Origin of the sequence: Xanthobacter autotrophicus, from assembly GCF_005871085.1 — a bacterium.
GTDB lineage: Bacteria > Pseudomonadota > Alphaproteobacteria > Rhizobiales > Xanthobacteraceae > Xanthobacter > Xanthobacter autotrophicus.
In genome coordinates this window covers 379,946-397,803 of sequence record NZ_VAUP01000022.1, presented here as the reverse complement: position 1 = coordinate 397,803, position 17,858 = coordinate 379,946, and the positions used below count along the sequence as shown (strand labels likewise).

The window sequence follows — 17,858 nt, the reverse complement described above, 5'->3', positions numbered from 1 at the left end:
CGCCTGTCAGCCGACCCACGGGGTGGTGGCATCCGCCTGCGGCAACCAGATGGCGAAGGTGGCGCCCTGTCCCGGCGGGCTCGCAAGGCTCATGGTGCCGCCGGCCCGGTCCACCAACGTGAAGCTGATGGAGAGGCCGAGGCCGGTGCCGGCCTTGTCGCCGCCCTGCGGCATGGCGTGGGCGGCGTTGACCATCAGATTGATCAGCACCTGTTGCAGCTCCACCCGGTTCATGAGCACAAGGCGGGTCGCGGCCTCGTCCCGCGCCACCTCGATCTCGCCGCGCGAGAGCAGGTATTGCACCAGCAGCAGCGCATCCCCGATCACCTCGGCCGGTGCAACCGGCTCCAGATGGCCAGCAAATTCCGCCGGCCGGGCGAACTGCAACAGCTTCGACACGATGATGGTGATGCGGTGGACCTGCTGGTCGATGAGGTTGAACTCGGTGCGCACGGGGGCAGCCGCCGGCCCCAGCACGTCGCGCGCCACATCGAGGTTGCCCTGGATGACCGCCACCGGATTGTTGATCTCGTGCGCCACCCCGGCGGTGATCTCGCCGATGGCTGCCAGCTTCTCCGACATTACCAGCTGGCGCTGGGTGGCGGCCAGCTCCGCATTGGCGGCCTTCAGTTCCGCCGTGCGGGCTGCGACGCGGCCGTCCAGCTCCTGCGCCCAGCGCCGCAGCTCGGCGTCGCGCTGCTGGAGCAGGTCCAGCATGCCGTCGAGATGGTGGGCGACGCGGCCGATCTCGTCGGAAGTCGCGGCAACACCGGTGCGGGCGGACAGCGTGCCGGCCTCCACCTGCGCGATGGTGGCATTCATGGCCTCCAGCGGCCGGAAGATGCCGGCGGCCCAGCGCAGCAGCACGGGACTGGCGATGAGCGCCACCAGCAGGAAGCCAATGCCCACCGCCGCAAGGCTTGCCCGCTTCAGCGCCAGGAACGGCGCTTCCAGGAAGCCCACATAGAGCATGCCGATGCGCTGGCCTTTGCTGTCCACCACCGGCTCATAGGCGGAGATGTACCAGTCGTTGACCACGAAGGCGCGGTCGAGCCACACCCGGCCCTCGCCCAGCACCGCTTCGCGTACCTCCTTCGAGACGCGGGTGCCCAGCGCCCGGCGACCCTCGAACAGGCGCACGTTGGTGGAGACGCGCACGTCGCCCACGAACAGGGTGGCGGTGCCGGCCGAGCCCTCGGGCAGGCTGCCGGGGCGGTAGACGAGGTCGTTGATGGTGTCGATGAAATCAAGATTCTGGTTGAGCAGGATGCCGCCCACCAGCGCCCCTCTCCGCGTGCCGTCCGCAAGCTGCACCGGGGTGCCGGACTGCACCACCATGCCCCGGTCCTCGGCATCGCGCGCGGTGGGCACGGCGCCGGGGGTGGGGACGAGGGCGATATGGGCGCGCGCCGCAAGCTCGGGGGAGAGGTGGGCGAGCTGGTCCGGGCCGAAGATGTCGATCTGCGTGGAAGCCTGCCCCTCAAGCGCCCGGCGCTCCACCAGCCACGCGGTCGCGGCCGGGCCGTCCTTCACCGAGGGCGGGGAGGCGGCGACGCGGCGGCCCTGCGGGTCCAGCAGATAGAGGAAATCGAGGCCCATGGCGCGGCGGCGGGCATCGAGGAAATCCGCCATGGCGGCGCCGTCGCCGGCCTCTGCCACCCGGGCGAAGGCGACCGACTCCCCCAGCGCGTGCAGGGTCTCGTCGGAACGCTCCATGAGGCGGTCGAGATATTGCCGGGCGATGGTGAGATCGCCCGCCACCTTGGAAATGAGCAGGTGGTCGAACTGCCGCGTCCACCACGTCACCACCAGCGCCAGCACCGCCGGCATGATGATCAGCGTCGGCAAGAGCGCGATGGCCAGCAGCCGCGCCCGCACCGAGCGCAGGCGGGAGAACAGGCGGGACAACCGGCCCCTTGGCGCGGCCTGCGCCGTAGCGTCAGGCATTCCAGGCCTTCAGCTTGCGGTCGAGGGTCTTGCGCGAGACGCCGAGGCGCCGCGCCGCCTCCGCCCGGTTGCCGCCCGCTTCGCCCAGAACCTTGAGCATGTGGGCCTTCTCCACGGCGCCGAGGCCCTGGGGCAGGGCGCCCGCGTCCGCCGCCGCCGGTTCCTCGTCGGCATCGGGCACCACGTCGCTGGGGAACTCGCCGAGGATGAGCGAGCGCTCGATGACGTTGCGCAGCTCGCGCACATTGCCGGGCCAGTCATAGCGGGCGAGGGCGCGCAGCACCCCCGCCGTCAGGTCGAGGGGCGGCACGCCGAGCTGGGCCGACAGCTCGGCCATGAACAGGTGGGCCAGCGGCTCCACGTCCGGTGCCCGCTCGCGCAGGGGGGCGAGATGGATGTTGACCACGTTGAGCCGATAATAGAGGTCCTGCCGGAAGCGGCCCTGCGCCACCGCCGTGGCGAGATCGCAATTGGTGGCGGCGATGAGGCGCACGTCCACCGGCACCTCCCGCTCGGCCCCCACCGGGCGGACCTTCTTGTCCTCGATGACGCGCAGCAGCTTGGACTGCATGGCGGGCGGCAGCTCGCCCACCTCGTCGAGGAACAGCGTGCCGCCCTGGGCATAGAAGAACAGCCCCTCGCGGGAGGAGGCGGCGCCGGTGAAGGCGCCCTTCAGGTGGCCGAACAGCTCGCTTTCGATGATCTCAGGGGCGATGGCGGCGCAGTTCACCGGCACGAACGGCTTGCCGGCGCGGGGCGAGACATCGTGCAGGGAGCGGGCGGTGACCTCCTTGCCGGTGCCGGATTCGCCGGTGACCAGCACGGTGGTGGGCATGGGGCCGACGCGCTCGATCATGCCCCGCACGGAGCGGGTGGCGTTGGAGGCGCCCACCATGGCGCCGACGCCGGGCAGGGCTTTCAACTCGCGGCGCAGCACGAAATTCTCGCGCATCAGCCGGCCCCGGTCGAGGCAGCGGGCGATGGCGTTGAGGATCTGGTTGGAGCGGAACGGCTTCAGCACGAAGTCCGCCGCCCCGGCCCGCAGGGCCTTGATGGCGGTTTCCAGATCCGCGAAGGCGGTGATGAGGATCACGTCCCGGTAGAAGCCCGAGCCGCGCAGCTCTTCCAGCCATTCGAGGCCGGTGCGCCCGGCCATGATGTTGTCGAGGATGATGAGGTCGAAGGGCGTCGCCTCCAGCAGCCGGGAGGCCGTCGCCACGTCCGCCGCCTCCGCCACGTGCCGGCAGCGGGAGGCGAGCATGCGCACGAGGAAGTTCCGCATGCCGGGCTCGTCGTCCACCACCAGGATGGAGGCGCCGGAAAGATGCGGGCTGAAGGCGATGTCGCCGGCGGCGTGATGCGCCGCCTCTTGCGGGGCATCGGCGGTGGTGGCCATCAGGTCTTGATCGTCCTTCTGCGACCCCCGCCGGCGCCCGATCCGGCATGCGTTGAGGGTCCTGCGCGAAAGACGCGTCGTGTGGCCCGCCGCCGGCGCGCCATCCGTCCCGCCTTTCCTCCCCGATGCCGCCGCCGCATCTTGTAAAGCGCGGGATCGCCGGTCATCGCCCCATCCATCGCGCAAATCGCGGGATCGGGCAAATGGGATGTCCGGCACACAGGCTGTGCGCCGGGTTGAAGGGGCACGCCTGCGGCCGGGCGCAGCGGCACCCTCTCCCGCTGGCGGGGGAGGGCAGGGAGGGGGCTGCGGCGCATCCGCCCTCGCGTCGTTTCAGGAGGAGGTGGCCTGCCCCCTCCCCAACCCTCCCCCGCAAGCGGGAGAGGGGGCGACAGCGTGTTTTTTACGGAGATAACACCAAGTCCGGCGCGCCCTTTGCCAAGGGCAGGGCGCGCCGGAAAGGGCCGGGATCAGTGGAACAGGATCACCGCCTTCTGCAGGGTGATCCAGACGCCCCAGGCGAGGGGCACGCCCACCACCAGCCATGCCGCGACCACCAGCGGCAGCGGGGTGGAGCCGGAGGCCACGGGGGTGGAGCCGCGCGCCAGGACGGCAACGCCGCCGTCCTTGGCCTCTTCCTCGAAGTCCTCGAAGTCGGCGTGGGCGTCCTCCTTGGCGAGGGCGGCCTTGCTCATCTTCCTGAGGTCCTCGTCCTTCATGTAGAGGTGCTCGGCCACCGGGCGGACGAGGAGATTGCACACGAGGCCCAGCACCAGCAGGCCGGCGAGGATGTACATGGTCTGGTCGTAGGCCGCCTCGCGGGGGATGCCGGAGGCGATCTGGTATTCGCGCAGATAGTTCACCAGCACCGGGCCGAGCACGCCGGCGGTGGCCCAGGCGGTGAGCAGGCGGCCGTGGATGGCGCCCACCATGTGGGTGCCGAAGATGTCGGCCAGATACGCCGGGATGGTGGCGAAGCCACCGCCGTAGAACGACAGGATGATGCAGAACGCGCCCACGAACAGCACCACCGAGCCCATGTGGGCGGTGGTGGGCACCAGCGCATAGAGGCCGAAGCCCAGCACGAAGAAGATGGCGTAGGTCATCTTCCGCCCGAGCTTGTCGGAGAAGGAGGCCCACAGGAACCGCCCGCCGATGTTGCACAGGCTGAGCAGGCCGGTGAAGCCGGCGGCGATGGCGGCGATCTGCGCCTTCTGCCCGGCATCGAGCTGGGAGAAGGTGAGATCGAGGCCGATGAGCCGCCCGCCGAACACCTCCTGCAGCATGGGCGAGGCCATGCCGATGACGCCGATGCCCGCCGACACGTTGAGGCACAGCACCGCCCACAGCAGCCAGAATTGCGGGGTGCGCCAGGCCACGTTCAGGTGCACGTGGCGATGGGTGACCATGGCATTGGCGGCGGCGACCGGCGCCGTCCAGCCCTTGGGCGCCCAGCCTTCGCGCGGCACCCTGTAGCTCAGCGCGCCGCCCACCATGAACACGAAATAGACGGCCGCCATCACCAGGAAGGTCTGCCACACGCCCACCGAGGTGGGGCTGGCGAAATGCTGCATCAGGATGTTGGCGAGGGGCGCGCCGATCATGGCGCCGCCGCCGAAGCCCATGATGGCCATGCCGGTGGCCATGCCGCGTCGGTCCGGAAACCACTTGATGAGGGTGGACACGGGCGAGATGTAGCCGAGCCCAAGGCCGATGCCGCCGATGACGCCGGAGCCGAGCCACAGCATCCAGATTTGGTGCAGGTAGACGCCTGCCGCCGAGATCACGAGGCCGCCGCACCAGCAGAAGGCGGAGACGAGACCGGCCTTGCGCGGCCCCGCCGTCTCCAGCCAGCCGCCCCAGATGGCGGCGGAGGAGCCGAGCAGCACGAAGAACAGGGTGTACATCCAGCCCAGCGCCGAGATCTGCCAGTCGCAGGAGGTGGCGAACAGGGCGGCCACAGCGCTCATGTCGGTGGGGCAGGCGACGGGCGCGCTGACGCCCACGGCGCGTGACAGCGGGAGCCAGAACACACTGAAGCCGTAGGCCATGCCAATGCACAGATGGATGGCGAGGGCCGCCGGCGGCACCAGCCAGCGATTGAAGCCGGCCGAGGCGATGGTGCGCTCCCGGCTGAGAAATGGGGGTGGCGCGAACGCGGTGACGGACATGTTTCCTCCAGCTTTTCTTGTTTGGCGCGCCGCCTTTGGCCGACGCGCGGCACGCCCGCCTAGCAAGGGCAGGGCCAGCGGGCGGGGGCTTGTTCCCTCAAGGACTTGGCGTCGCCCGGCCGGGCGCGGATGGACAAATTGTCCAGTCGGCCCGGCCCGGCGCGGGGCGCGAGGGCCAAACTGTCGCGGGGGCGGGGTGCTCGCGTGCGGTTGGCGGGCGCAACGTCTCGCCGTCGCTCTCATGTCCTGAATTGCTGTATCTATGACATTTGAGACATGGGCCGCGAGACCTATGGTTCTCCCATCAGAGCCGGCGACGGGGCCGGACAGAGGGGAACAGGCACATGAGCACCAAGGGCACTGCCGTCATCACCGGTGCGTCTTCCGGCATCGGCGCCATCTATGCGGAGCGGCTCGCCGCGCGCGGCCACGACGTGATCCTCGTCGCCCGCAACGCCGAGCGGCTGGCCCGGCAGGCGGAGCGCATCGGCGAGCGCCATGGCGTCGCCGTCCGCGTCTTCAACGCCGATTTGACCGATGCGGCGCAACTGCGCCAGGTGGAGGCGCTGCTGCGGGACGACGACACCATCAGCGTCCTCGTCAACAATGCGGGCTTCGGCGGGGCCGGGACGCTGCTCCAGTCCGACGTGGACCGCATGGAGGAGATGGTGGCCATCAACGTCACCGCCGTCATGCGCCTGACCTATGCGGTGGCGCCGCGTTTCGTGGCACGCGGGGCCGGCACCCTCATCAACATCTCGTCCATCGTCGCCATCGGGCCGGAGGTGCTGAACGGGGTCTATGGGGGCACCAAGGCCTTCGTGCTCGGCTTCAGCCAGTCGCTGCGGAAGGAACTCGCCGGCACCGGCGTCGGCGTGCAGGTGGTGCTGCCGGGCGCCACCGCCACCGCCTTCTGGGATGCCGCCGGCCTGCCCGTCGACCAGCTGCCGCAGGCCTGGGTGATGTCGGCGGCGGATCTGGTGGACGCGGCGCTGGCCGGGCTCGACAAGGGCGAGTTCATCACCATCCCCTCGCTTCAGGACGGGGCGCAATGGGATGCTTATGAGGCGGCCCGCCAGGCCATGCTGCCCCACTTGTCCAGCGCCAAGGTCGCCCCGCGCTATACTGCGGCTGCGGCCGCCTGATCCCTGAGCTGCCGCCGGACGGGCCGGCGGCAGCTTTCTCCCCAACACCGGTGAGGTCGAGATGCCGGGTATCGGCTTCGTGGTGTTCGACGGCTTCCAGATCATGGGCGTTGCCGCCCTCTCGGTGTTCGAGATGGCCAATGGCGTCCTGGGGCGGCCGGCCTATGAGGTGCACGTGCTCTCCGAGGGGGGCGGGCCGGTGCGCAACTCCCTCGGCTTCGCCATCGAGACGGCGCCGTTCGGGGCAACGATCCATGACACCACCATCACCATCGGCTCGCTGGTGGTGAAGCCCTCCTCGCCCGCGCTGCTGGACTATCTGCGCGCCGCCGGCGCTTCCTCCCGGCGCATCGCCGGCATCTGCACCGGAGCCTATGTGCTGGCGGAAACCGGGCTGCTCGACGGCCGAAGGGCCACCACCCACTGGGCCCATGCGCGCCACTTGCAGTCGCTTTATCCGCGCGTGCGGGTGGAGGTTGACCGCATCTTCAGCGCCGATGGCAATGTGTGGACCTCGGCGGGCATGAGCGCGGGCATCGACCTTGCCCTCGCGCTGGTGGAGGACGATTTCGGGCAGGAGGTGGCGAAGGCCACCGCGCGCAACATGGTGGTCTATCTGCGCCGGCCCGGCGGCCAGTCCCAGTTCTCCACTCTGCTGGAGCTGGAGCCGAAATCGGACCGCATCCGCCGCGCGCTGGTCTATGCCAAGGAGCACCTCACCCATCCGCTCTCGGTGGAGGAGCTGGCCGAGACTGCCAGCCTCAGCCCGCGCCAGTTCAGCCGCCTGTTCCGCGAGGAGACCGGCCAGTCGCCGGCCAAGGCGGTGGAGCACCTGCGGCTGGAGACGGCGCGGATGCTGATGGAGGAGGGCCACCGCTCCATGGACGAGGTGGCCCGCGAAACCGGCTTCGCCGATCGCGAGCGCATGCGGCGGGCCTTCGTGCGCGCTTTCGGGCAGCCGCCGCAGGTGATCCGCCGCGCCGCCGAGGCCATGCGCGGAGCCGGCCTCAACTGAGCCTCACGCGGCCATCTACGCAGTGCCCGTGGCGGGCCGCCGCTCGCGCACCGCGACGATGGCCGCCGCCGCGAGGATGCAGAGCACGCCGGCCACGAAGAAGGCCGGCAAATAGGTCTGGTAGAAGGTCCGGCTGAAGCCGGCGCCATAGGCCGCCGCCGCCGCGCCGAGCTGATGGCCGGCGAAGATCCAGCCGAAGACGAGGTTGGCGCGCTCGCCGAAGCGGTCGGCGGTGAGCTTCACCGTCGGCGGCACCGTCGCCACCCAGTCGAGGCCGTAGAAGACCGCGAACAGCGAAAGTCCATAGAAGCTGAAATCGGTGAAAGGCAAATAGAGCAGCGACAGGCCGCGCAGCCCATAATACCAGAACAGCAGCCAGCGGCTGTCGAAGCGGTCGGACAGCCAGCCCGAGCCCACCGTGCCGATGAAATCGAAGATGCCGATCATGGCCAGCATGCCCGCCGCCGTCACCGCCGCCATGCCGTAGTCGCCGCACAGGGACACGAAATGGGTCTGCACCAGCCCGTTGGTGGAGGCGCCGCAGATGAAGAAGGTGGCAAACAGCACCCAGAAGGTGGGCGTGCGGGCCGCATCCCTCAGCGCCACCAAGGGCGAGGCCAGCATGGCGCCAAACGTCGCCGGCAGCACCGGCACCGGGGGTGGCGCGCTGGCGCCATAGGGCAGCAGGCCCACATCGGAGGGCCGGTCGCGCATGAACAGCAGCACGCACACCACCGCCACCAGCAGCATCGCCAGCACCAGGCCGAGGGCGCTGCGCCAGCCCAGCACCTCGGTCAGGCGGGCGAGGAGCGGCAGGAACACCAATTGGCCGGTGGCCGTACTCGCCGTCAAAAGACCCAGCACCAGACCGCGGCGTTGGGAGAACCAGCGCGTCGCGACCGTGGCGCCCAGCACCATGGCGGTGAGCCCGGTGCCGACCCCCACCACCACGCCCCACAGCAGCACGAGGTGCCACAGCTTGGTCATGGCGAAGGAGCCGACCACGCCGGCGCCAATCAGCGTCAGCGCCACGGTCGCCACCGGGCGGATGCCGAAGCGGTTCATGAAGGCGGCGGCGAACGGGCCGAGCAGCCCGAACAGCATGAGCCGCACCGCGAAGGCGGAGGAGATGTCGGCGGTGGCCCAGCCGAATTCCGCCTGCAGCGGCCCGATGAGCACGCCCGGCGCCCCCACCGCGCCGGCGGTCACCAGCATGGTGAGGAAGGTCACCGCAGCCACCGCCCAGCCATAGTGGATGCCCCTGCGGGCAAGGAGGGCGGCAAGCCTGGGCGCGCGGGTGGAGAAATCAGTCGGTGCGTTCATGGGATGTCCAGTACGAGGGTATATACCCGTTTAAGTCCGCAAAAATCACACGGCGTGCGCAATGGCGCGCAGGGCCTCGATCTTGTCCGTGCCCAGGCGCTTCTCGATCTGGCGCTGGCAGGCTTCCCACAGGGGCGTTGCCGCCGCCAGCGCCTCGATCCCGCCCGGAGAGAGGCTGACCACGGCTTCGCGCTGGTCCTCGCCGCGCGCGGTCTTCACCAGGCCGTCGCGCTCCAGCACCTTGACGTTTCGGCCAATGGTGGAACGGTCGAGATCGGCGAGGCGGCCAAGCTCGGTGAGGCTCACCTGCTGGCGGTTCTGGATCATCCGCAGCAACGCATATTGCGCGATGTTGATGCCCACCGGCGCCAGCGCCGCGTCATAGGCGGCGGCGACCTTCCGGGTGGCGGTGCGCAACAGGGTGCAGTAGCAGGGCGATGTCATGTGTATGCATATACCCGTTTATTGCACCCTTGTCCATGCTTCATCGAATCGCTGGGGTTAGGGAGCAGCCGAGGCCGGACATGCAACAGCGCCGGAGCATGCTTCGGCGCTGTGTCTTCCACTCCGGCCTGTGACGGGGCTTCAGGACCTGCCGATCAGGATTTGCCCAGCGGACACCCGGTCTCGCCGGCGGGGCGGAACACCTCGGAGGCGGGCAGGGTGGTGACCGGCTTGTAATAGTCCCACGGTCCCTTGCTCTCCGCCGGGCTCTTCACCTCATAGAGGGTGAGGTCGTAGAGAACGCGGCCATCGGGACGGATGGAGGCGGCGTGGCCGAAATAGTCCACCGGCAGACTGCGCATCTCGGCATTCACCTTGGCGGCATCATCGGTGCCGGTGGCGGCGACTGCCTTCAGATAGTGCTTCACCGAGGCATAGACCGAGGCCTGCTGCTTGGTGGGCATGCGGCCCATCTTGGCCTCGAAGCGCTTGGCGAAGGCCCGCGCCTCGGCGTTCTGGTCCCAGTAAAAGCCGGTGGAGATGAGCAGCCCCTTGGCCAGCGGCAGGCCGATGGCGTGCACATCGGTGATGAAGACGAGGAAGCCCGCTAGCTTCTGCCCGCCGGAGGTGATGCCGAATTCCGCCGCCTGCTTCACCGCATTGCTGGTGTCGCCGCCCACATTGGCAAGGCCGATCACCTGCGCCTTGGAGGCCTGGGCCTGCAGCAGGAAGGACGACAGGTCCGCCGCCCCCAGCGGATGGCGCGCATTGCCCACCACCTTGCCGCCGGTGGCCACCACCGCCGCCGAGGCGTCGCGCTCCATGGCGTGGCCGAAGGAATAGTCCACGGTGAGGAAGAACCAGCTCTTGCCGCCGCCCGCCGTCACCGCGCGGCCGGTGGCGTTGGCCAGCGCATAGGTGTCGTCCGCCCAGTGGGTGGAATAGGGCGAGCAGGCCTTGCCGGTGAGGTCGGACACGGCCGCGCCGGAGATGAGCAGGGTCTTCTTCTTCTCCCGCGCGATTTCCTGCGCGGCGAGGGCCACCGAGCTGACCGGCAGGTCGGCCACCGCGTCCACGCCGCCCTCGTCGAACCATTTGCGCAGGGTGGCGCCGCCCACGTCCGGCTTGTTCTGGTGATCGCCGGCGATCACCTCCACAGGCGCGCCGGCGACCTTGCCGCCGAAATCGTCCACGGCGAGCTGCGCCGCCACCACCGAACCCTTGCCGCCGATATCGGCGAACTGCCCGCCCATGTCGCCGAGCACACCGATGCGCACCACATTGTCGGAGATCTGGGCGTGCGCAGGCGCGGGCAGCAGGGCCGTGGCGGCCGTGAGGGTGAGCGCGAGGGCGAGGGAAGGGGCGAAGGCGGGCAGCGCGGCGCGTGGGGTGTGCGGGGCAGTCAGGCGATTCATCATGTTCCTCCCATGGGCGCGCGCCGTCGTTCCTGCGTGGCGCGCCGGTTCTGTTTTTTCAGTCGATCCCAGGTGCGGGCCGCCGATTGGCGTCGGCGGCTTTGGTTTCACCCCTCCAGGGCGTGCCACATCTCCATGTCGCGCTCGGCGGTCCAGATGCGCGGGGTGTCGATGCCCTTGGCCTCGTCATAGGCGCGGGAGATGTCGAACGGCATGCAATGGTCGAAGATAACCCAGTGCCCATACTTGGGCCGCATCTGCCGCAGCGCCTCGGCATAGACGGTCTTCAGGTCGTGCCCGGCGGCAACGCCCGCCTCGGCGATGGCGAAGGCATCGCGCAGGAAGGCGCGGGTCTCGTCCAGCCCGGCCTTGATCTGGTCGGGGGTGACAAGCGCCTCGCCGCGGCCCGGCACCAGCTTCTCGGCGCCGAGGGTTTCCAGCCGGTCGAGGGTTGCGGGCCAGTCGCGGAAATGGGCATCGCCGCAATAGGGCGTGGCGCCGAACTCCACCAGGTCACCGGAAAACAGCACCTTCTCCTTGGGCAGCCACGCGATGGTGTCGCCGCGGGTGTGCCCGCGCCCGGCATGGATGATGCGGACCTCGCGGGAGCCGAGCCAGAGCGTCATTTCCCCGTGGAAGGTGAGGCTGGGCCAGGTGAGGCCGGGAATGGTCTCCTGGGCCCGGAACAGGCGCGGGAAGCGCTGGATCTCGGAGGCCATGTCCTGCGCACCGCGCTCGACGATCATGTCGCGGGTGACATCGGAGGCGATGACGTTGACGCGCTCGTCGAAGCCGGCCGCGCCCAGCACCCGCACCGCATGATAGTGGGTGAGCAGCACGTGGCGGATGGGCTTGTCGGTGACGGCGCGGATGCGCTCCACCAGCTCGCGCGCCATGACCGGGGTGGCACGGGCGTCGATGACCAGCACGCTGTCATCACCGATGATGACGCCGGAATTGGGATCGCCTTCCGCAGTGAGGGCGAACACGCCGTCCGCAAGCTCGGTGAAGGTTTCCGTCTTCTCGGCGAGATCGGCCTGGCTTGCGAATGTCTTGGCGGCTGGTGCGGTCGCGGTGCTCACGCGGTTTTCCTCCGTTGGGGCGCGACGCAGGATTGCCGGCTTCCGGCGGCAATGGCCGCCGCTCGTCCGATGCGCGCTTCCTTGTTCTTCGACAGTTTGATATACCGCAATTGGTTGCGATTGAGACCAAGTTATACAGTTGCAACTGCAACAGTCAAGGCCGCCGTGCGGTCGTGTGTGGAGGGGCGGGAGCCGGGCGCGCCATGTCGAAGCGGAAGGTCGAGCGACTGAACCTGTTGAAATTCATGCCGTTTCGGCTCAACCGGCTGGCGGCGGAATTCTCCAATGCGCTCGCCATGGAATACATGGCCCGCTTCGGCATCGATATTCCCGAATGGCGGGTGCTGGCGACGCTGGGCCTGCACGACGCGCCCCGCAGCGCCCAATATGTGGTCCGCTGCACCCGCACCCACAAATCCCGCATCAGCCGGGCGGTGGGCTCGCTGGTGACCCTCGGTTACGTGGCGCGGGCCGAGGCAATGGACGATCGTCGCGAGGTGATGCTGGAGCTTACCCCCAAGGGGCGGGCGGTCTATGCCGAGCTGGTGCCGCTGCTGCTGAAGCGCGAGGAGGCCATTCTCTCCTGCCTCAGCACCGAGGAGCGCGCCCAGCTCGATCACCTGATGGACAAGCTGGAGAAAAGCTTCGACCTGGTGCAGTGCGGGGATTGAAAGCCTTGATGCGGCACGGGTTCACCCGCGCTCGATGAGGCCCTGGGCGCGGGCCAGCACCTTGGCCATGGCCTTGTCCAGCACCGCGCGCTCCTGCGGGTCGAGGTCTTCCAGCAGGTAGTCTTCCCGCGCCTGCGCCAGCGGCACGATCTTCTGGAACAGGGCGCGGCCGGAGGCGGTCAGGGTGAGGATCTTCGCCCGGCGGTCGGCGTCGTCGGTGGCGCGGGTGACAAGGCCTGCCTCCTCCAGGCGCGCCACGGCGCGGCTCACCTGCATCTTGTCGAGGGTGGAGTAGGCGCTGATGTCCTTCGCCGCCATGCCGTTGTTGGCCCCCAGCGCCGCCAGCACGCGCCATTCGGCCCGGGTGATCTGGAAGCGGTCGCCATAAAGCTGCGCCACCGCCTGCGAGACGTTCTCCGCCAGCACCGCGAGACGGTAGGGGAAGAAATCCGCGAGCGCGAACGGGACCACCTCGTGCTTCGCCATGCCTGTCCCGCCTCCAGCCCCAATTTGATAACGCAGGTTACATATACATGGCCGGGCGATCCGGCTCCAGCGCCGCTCCGCTTTTCCTTATTTTAGAATTCCAGACGCAAAATCGTCTCGCTCGCAACGAATTTCGCTTGCGCCAATTAGTAACGTTAGTTACTTTTAATCCCGGCCCACACAGCCCAATCAAAAGCCGGAGGACGCCATGCTCGTCGAGAAGATTCATCACGTCGCCTACCGCTGCAGGGACGCCAAGGAGACCGTGGAGTTCTACCGCGACATCCTCGACATGGAGCTGATCGGCGCCATCGCCGAGGACAAGGTGCCCTCCACCAAGGCGCCGGACCCCTACATGCACATCTTCCTCGATGCCGGCGCAGGCAACATCCTCGCCTTCTTCGAGCTGCCCAATTCCCCGCCCCAGGGCCGCGATCCCAACACCCCCGAATGGGTGCAGCACATTGCCTTCCAGGTGGGAGACGTGGCCGCGCTGGAGACCGTGAAGGCGAAAGCTGAGGCGGCAGGCGTGGACGTCATCGGCCCCACCGACCACGACATCTTCAAGTCCATCTATTTCTTCGATCCGTCGGGCCACCGGCTGGAGCTTGCCGCCTGGACCACCACGCCGCAGACGCTGGCTCGCCTGAAGGCGGTGGCCCCCGCCATGATCGAGGAATGGGCGGTGACCAAGAAGCCCCCCCGCCACGCCGCCTGGCTGCACGAGAAGGAATTCTCCGCCAGCTGAGGGGAGGCCCCCTCGCGCCCGGACGCCACCGGGCGCGCCATCACCAATCGTCACCAGTCGTCACGAGGCCGAATGGCCCGCCGCGCTTCGGGAGAAACGCTCCGATGATGAGCACCTATACCTATCCCAAATACCCCTATCGCATCTCGTCCGAGCAGGAAGCCGGCCGCCTCGTGCGCCATCCGGTGGTGGTGATCGGCGCCGGCCCGGTGGGCCTCACCGCAGCGCTGGATTTCGCCGCGCGCGGCATTCCCACCGTGGTGCTGGACGACAACGACACCGTCTCCGTCGGCTCGCGCGCGGTGTGCTATGCCAAGCGCCCGCTGGAGATCTGGGATCGCCTCGGTTGCGGCGAGCGCATGGTGGAGCGGGGCATCAGCTGGCGCATCGGCAAGGTCTTCTTCGAAGATGACCTGCGCTACCAGTTTGATCTTCTCCCCGAGCCGGACCACAAGATGCCGGCCATGATCAATCTTCAGCAATACTATCTGGAGGAGTTCATGGTGGAGGAATGCGCCCGCCAGCCGCTGGTGGACCTGCGCTGGAAGCACAAGCTGCTCTCCCTCCAGCAGCATGAGGATTTCGCCACCCTGGTGGTGGAGACGCCGGACGGCGTGTTCTCGCTGGAGGCGCAATGGGTGGTGGCCTGCGACGGCGCCAATTCCGACACCCGCAAGATGGTGGGCGCCGAATTCACCGGACAGGCCTTCCAGGACCGCTTCCTCATCGCCGACGTGGTGATGAAGGCGCACTTCCCCACCGAGCGCTGGTTCTGGTTCGATCCGCCGTTCCATCGCAACCAGTCGGTGCTGCTGCACCGGCAGGCGGACGATGTGTGGCGCATCGACTTCCAGCTCGGCTGGGACGCCGACCCCGTCGAGGAGAAGAAGCCGGAGAACATTATTCCGCGGGTGAAGGCCATGCTGGGGCCGGATGCGCAGTTCGAGCTGGAATGGGCCTCGGTCTACCAGTTCGCGTGTCGACGCATCGACCGCTTCCGCCACGGCCGGGTGATCTTCGCCGGGGATGCCGCCCACCAGGTCTCGCCCTTCGGCGCGCGCGGCGCCAATTCCGGGGTGCAGGACGTGGACAATCTGGGCTGGAAGCTCAAGCTGGTGCTGGATGGCCTTGCCCCCGAAACCCTCGTGGACACCTACCATGACGAGCGGGCGCTCGCCGCCGACGACAACATCGCCAACTCCACCCGCTCCACCGATTTCATCACGCCGAAGAGCGCCATGAGCCGGCGCTTCCGCAATGCCGTGCTGGAGCTGGCGCAGGAGCATCCCTTCGCCCGGCCGCTGGTGAATTCCGGCCGGCTCTCCACCCCCACGCCCTATCTCGCCTCGTCCCTCAACACCCCGGACGAGGACGCCTTCGCCGGCCTCATGGCGCCGGGCACCGCCTGCGCCGATGCGCCGGTGCGGGTGGATGGGAAGGACGGCTGGTTCCTCGGCCTGCTGGGCGGCGGCTTCACCGTGGTCACCTTCGGCGAGGCGCCGCTGGGCGAGGTGCGGGCGGGGGGCATCGCCGCCCCGGTGCTGCGCATCGGCATCGATGCGGCGGACGCCAAGGGTCGCCTCGCCGAGCGCTATGACGGCGCGGACGGCACCACCTATCTCATCCGCCCGGACCAGCATGTGGCGGCCCGCTGGCGCAGCTTCGACCCCGACAAGATCCAGGGCGCCATCACGCGCGCCATCGCCGCCTAGACCGGTTCGGTTCGCCCCGGTGCACGGCACGTGCCCGGGCCCAACTCGCTCAACAGCGCCTTGAAGGAGGCAACACCATGCTTCACATCCTGCCCGCGGACGCGCACCGGCACGACGCCCTTATCCGCTCCCCCAACATCCCGGACCCGGACGGCTTCTACGAGGAGCTGATCGAGAGCCAGCGCCTGCTCACCGACGAGGCGGCCCAGCTCATGAACTGCAAGCTCATCCTTTTGCTCGCCAACCATGTCGGGGACCGCGCGGTGCTCACCCAGGCCCTGAAGGCGGCGGGCGGGGCGGTGAAGTAGGGCGGCGGGCGGCGCCCTTTCAGCCGGGTGGGTGGCGCGGTCGTCGAGGATGCGCCGCGTCAGCCGGCGCGCCCGCTGCGTCAGATTTTTCCCGCGCCGGCGCCAGCGACCCTTTCGCTTTTTGCGCTGCGGCCTGCCATTCTGCCGGGCAACGCAACGTCAGGGACACCGCATGGCCGCCGAGACCGCCCACGCCGCCGCGCACGGCTTCGATATCCTTCCCGTGGTCGTCCTGCTGGCTGCGGCCGTGGTGGCGGTGCCGCTGTTCAAGCGGCTGGGCCTCGGCTCGGTGCTCGGCTATCTGGCCGCCGGCCTCGTCATCGGCCCGTTCGGGCTCGGTCTGTTTTCCGATCCCCAATCCATCCTCCACGTGGCCGAGCTGGGCGTGGTCATGTTCCTGTTCATCATCGGGCTGGAGATGCAGCCCTCGCGCCTGTGGGCCATGCGGGGGGAGATCTTCGGCCTCGGCCTGGTGCAGGTGGGGGTGTGCATCGCGCTGCTCATCTGCGTGGGCCTCGCACTTGGTTTTCCGCCGGCGCAGAGCTTCGTGGCGGGCACCGGCTTCGTGCTCACCTCCACCGCCATCGTCATGCAGATGCTGGAGGAACGCCGCGCCCTCGCCCTGCCCAAGGGGCGCCGCATCATGGCGATCCTGCTGCTGGAGGACCTCGCCATCGTGCCGCTCCTGGCCCTCGTCGCCTTTCTGGCGCCGGGCGGAGCGGACGTGACGCTGCAACAGCGCCTCGCCAGCGTGGGCATCGGCCTTGGCGCCATCGCGGCGCTGGTGGTGGCCGGGCGCTATGCGCTCGACCCCATGTTCCGCCTGCTGGGCAAGGCGCGGGCCCGCGAGGTGATGACCGCCGCCGCGCTGCTGGTGGTGTTGGGGGCGGCTCTGCTGATGCAGGCCGCCGGCCTCTCCATGGCCATGGGCGCCTTCCTCGCCGGCGTTCTGCTGTCGGAATCCTCCTTCCGCCACCAACTGGAGGCGGACGTGGAGCCGTTCCGAGGCGTGCTGCTGGGGCTGTTCTTCCTCGGCGTGGGCATGGCGCTCGACCTGACGGTGATCGCCGCCAACTGGCGCCTCGTGGCGGTGTCCGTGGTCGCCTACATGGTGCTGAAGACCATGGGCATCTACGCCGTGGCGCGGCTGTTCCGCGCCAGCAACCGCGAGGCGCTGGAACGCGCCGTGCTGATGGCGCAGGGCGGCGAATTCGCCTTCGTGCTTTATGCGGCGGCGACGGCTGTCGGCATCCTCGACATCACCGGCAACGCCATCCTCACCGCCACCATCATCGTCTCCATGGCGGCGACGCCGCTCCTCGTCATCGCCCACGATCGCCTGATGCCCAAGCCCGCCCCCTCCCTGGAGGGCATGGAGGCGCCGGAAAACCTGTCCGCCAGCGTGCTGCTCATCGGCTTCGGCCGCTTCGGCCAGATCGTGAGCCAGCCGCTCCTGGCCCGCAGTTGCTCCATCACCATCATCGAGACCAACACCGACGGCATCCGCGACGCGCGGGACTTCGGCTTCAAGGTGCATTACGGCGATGGCACGCGCCTCGATATCCTGCACGCGGCTGGGGCAGCCGAGGCCCGGCTCATCGTCATCACGGTGAACGACCGCGAGGCCAGCCTGAAGATCGCCGAACTCGTGAAGGCCGAATTTCCCCTCGTCCCGGTGATCGCCCGGGCGTTCGATCGCGGGCACGCCATCGAGTTGGTGCGCGCCGGCGTCGACTTCCAGATCCGGGAGACGCTGGAATCGGCGCTGGCGCTGGGCGCCAAGGGCCTGTCCCTGCTCGATGTGGACGACGAGGAGGTGGCCCGCGTGGTGGACAGTGTGCGCCGGCGCGACGCGGAGCGCTTCGCCATCGAGCTCACCGACGGCATCCATGCCGCCCGCGACCTCATCCACGGCAATGCGCCCGTGAAGGGACAGGCGGGTTCCCAGAAGGCATCCTGAGCGAAACCCGCCCGGCGTCGGTCATGGGCCGGGGT

15 protein-coding genes are annotated in these 17,858 nt (G+C 68.9%); 7 read left to right on the top strand and 8 right to left on the bottom strand.

Translation table 11 applies throughout. The features are described 5' to 3' along the window. Positions 1-6: 6 nt before the first annotated feature. The 3 genes from FBQ73_RS10630 to FBQ73_RS10620 all read right to left on the bottom strand — a co-directional run bounded on the left by FBQ73_RS10630 (position 7) and on the right by FBQ73_RS10620 (position 5,514). Positions 7-1,947, bottom strand: coding sequence for a sensor histidine kinase (locus FBQ73_RS10630; protein ID WP_138399444.1), 1,941 nt, complete (start codon positions 1,945-1,947; stop codon positions 7-9). Next, positions 1,940-3,343 (bottom strand): sigma-54-dependent transcriptional regulator, encoded by a 1,404-nt coding sequence (locus FBQ73_RS10625; protein WP_138399443.1) that lies wholly within the window; start codon positions 3,341-3,343, stop codon positions 1,940-1,942. The genes FBQ73_RS10630 and FBQ73_RS10625 overlap by 8 nt, the downstream gene beginning before the upstream one ends. Before the next feature lie 470 nt (positions 3,344-3,813). Then, on the bottom strand, positions 3,814-5,514 hold the full coding sequence (locus tag FBQ73_RS10620; RefSeq protein WP_138399442.1) for an OFA family MFS transporter: 1,701 nt from the start codon (positions 5,512-5,514) through the stop codon (positions 3,814-3,816). A gap of 344 nt (positions 5,515-5,858) precedes the next feature. Between FBQ73_RS10620 and FBQ73_RS10615 the strand changes: the two genes are divergently transcribed. Together FBQ73_RS10615 and FBQ73_RS10610 are read left to right on the top strand one after the other, a co-directional pair. After that, positions 5,859-6,659 carry an SDR family NAD(P)-dependent oxidoreductase gene (locus FBQ73_RS10615; protein ID WP_138399441.1) on the top strand — a complete coding sequence of 267 codons (801 nt, stop codon included), beginning with the start codon at positions 5,859-5,861 and terminating at the stop codon, positions 6,657-6,659. Positions 6,660-6,720: 61 nt separating this feature from the next. Continuing rightward, a complete protein-coding gene (locus tag FBQ73_RS10610; RefSeq protein ID WP_138399440.1) occupies positions 6,721-7,674 on the top strand; it encodes a GlxA family transcriptional regulator in 954 nt (317 codons plus the stop codon). 15 nt (positions 7,675-7,689) lie between these two features. Here the strand turns inward: FBQ73_RS10610 and FBQ73_RS10605 are convergent, their stop codons facing one another. The 4 genes from FBQ73_RS10605 to FBQ73_RS10590 all read right to left on the bottom strand — a co-directional run bounded on the left by FBQ73_RS10605 (position 7,690) and on the right by FBQ73_RS10590 (position 11,938). Beyond that, entirely contained in the window at positions 7,690-8,997 is a 1,308-nt protein-coding gene (locus tag FBQ73_RS10605; RefSeq protein ID WP_138399439.1) for an MFS transporter, read from the bottom strand. Positions 8,998-9,042: 45 nt separating this feature from the next. Beyond that, complete coding sequence (locus tag FBQ73_RS10600; RefSeq protein WP_138399438.1) at positions 9,043-9,441, bottom strand: MarR family winged helix-turn-helix transcriptional regulator; 399 nt, start codon at positions 9,439-9,441, stop codon at positions 9,043-9,045. Between the two features lie 155 nt (positions 9,442-9,596). Further along, positions 9,597-10,856, bottom strand: a complete 1,260-nt coding sequence (locus tag FBQ73_RS10595; RefSeq protein ID WP_138399689.1) for an ABC transporter substrate-binding protein — start codon at positions 10,854-10,856, stop codon at positions 9,597-9,599. Between the two features lie 107 nt (positions 10,857-10,963). Continuing rightward, on the bottom strand, positions 10,964-11,938 hold the full coding sequence (locus tag FBQ73_RS10590; RefSeq protein ID WP_138399437.1) for an MBL fold metallo-hydrolase: 975 nt from the start codon (positions 11,936-11,938) through the stop codon (positions 10,964-10,966). 203 nt (positions 11,939-12,141) lie between these two features. Here FBQ73_RS10590 and FBQ73_RS10585 point away from each other — a divergent pair, with 203 nt between their 5' ends. Continuing rightward, positions 12,142-12,609 (top strand): MarR family winged helix-turn-helix transcriptional regulator, encoded by a 468-nt coding sequence (locus FBQ73_RS10585; RefSeq protein ID WP_170218837.1) that lies wholly within the window; start codon positions 12,142-12,144, stop codon positions 12,607-12,609. Positions 12,610-12,630: 21 nt separating this feature from the next. Here FBQ73_RS10585 and FBQ73_RS10580 read toward each other — a convergent pair whose 3' ends face one another. After that, positions 12,631-13,095, bottom strand: a complete 465-nt coding sequence (locus tag FBQ73_RS10580) for a MarR family winged helix-turn-helix transcriptional regulator (RefSeq protein WP_138399436.1) — start codon at positions 13,093-13,095, stop codon at positions 12,631-12,633. Between the two features lie 208 nt (positions 13,096-13,303). Between FBQ73_RS10580 and FBQ73_RS10575 the strand changes: the two genes are divergently transcribed. The 4 genes from FBQ73_RS10575 to FBQ73_RS10560 all read left to right on the top strand — a co-directional run bounded on the left by FBQ73_RS10575 (position 13,304) and on the right by FBQ73_RS10560 (position 17,823). Beyond that, positions 13,304-13,843 carry a VOC family protein gene (locus FBQ73_RS10575; protein ID WP_138399435.1) on the top strand — a complete coding sequence of 180 codons (540 nt, stop codon included), beginning with the start codon at positions 13,304-13,306 and terminating at the stop codon, positions 13,841-13,843. A 107-nt stretch (positions 13,844-13,950) separates the two neighbouring features. Next, a complete protein-coding gene (locus FBQ73_RS10570) occupies positions 13,951-15,555 on the top strand; it encodes an FAD-dependent oxidoreductase (protein WP_170218858.1) in 1,605 nt (534 codons plus the stop codon). A gap of 77 nt (positions 15,556-15,632) precedes the next feature. Beyond that, complete coding sequence (locus FBQ73_RS10565; RefSeq protein WP_138399433.1) at positions 15,633-15,863, top strand: DUF2783 domain-containing protein; 231 nt, start codon at positions 15,633-15,635, stop codon at positions 15,861-15,863. Positions 15,864-16,035: 172 nt separating this feature from the next. Further along, positions 16,036-17,823 carry a monovalent cation:proton antiporter-2 (CPA2) family protein gene (locus FBQ73_RS10560; RefSeq protein WP_138399432.1) on the top strand — a complete coding sequence of 596 codons (1,788 nt, stop codon included), beginning with the start codon at positions 16,036-16,038 and terminating at the stop codon, positions 17,821-17,823. Positions 17,824-17,858: the final 35 nt, after the last annotated feature.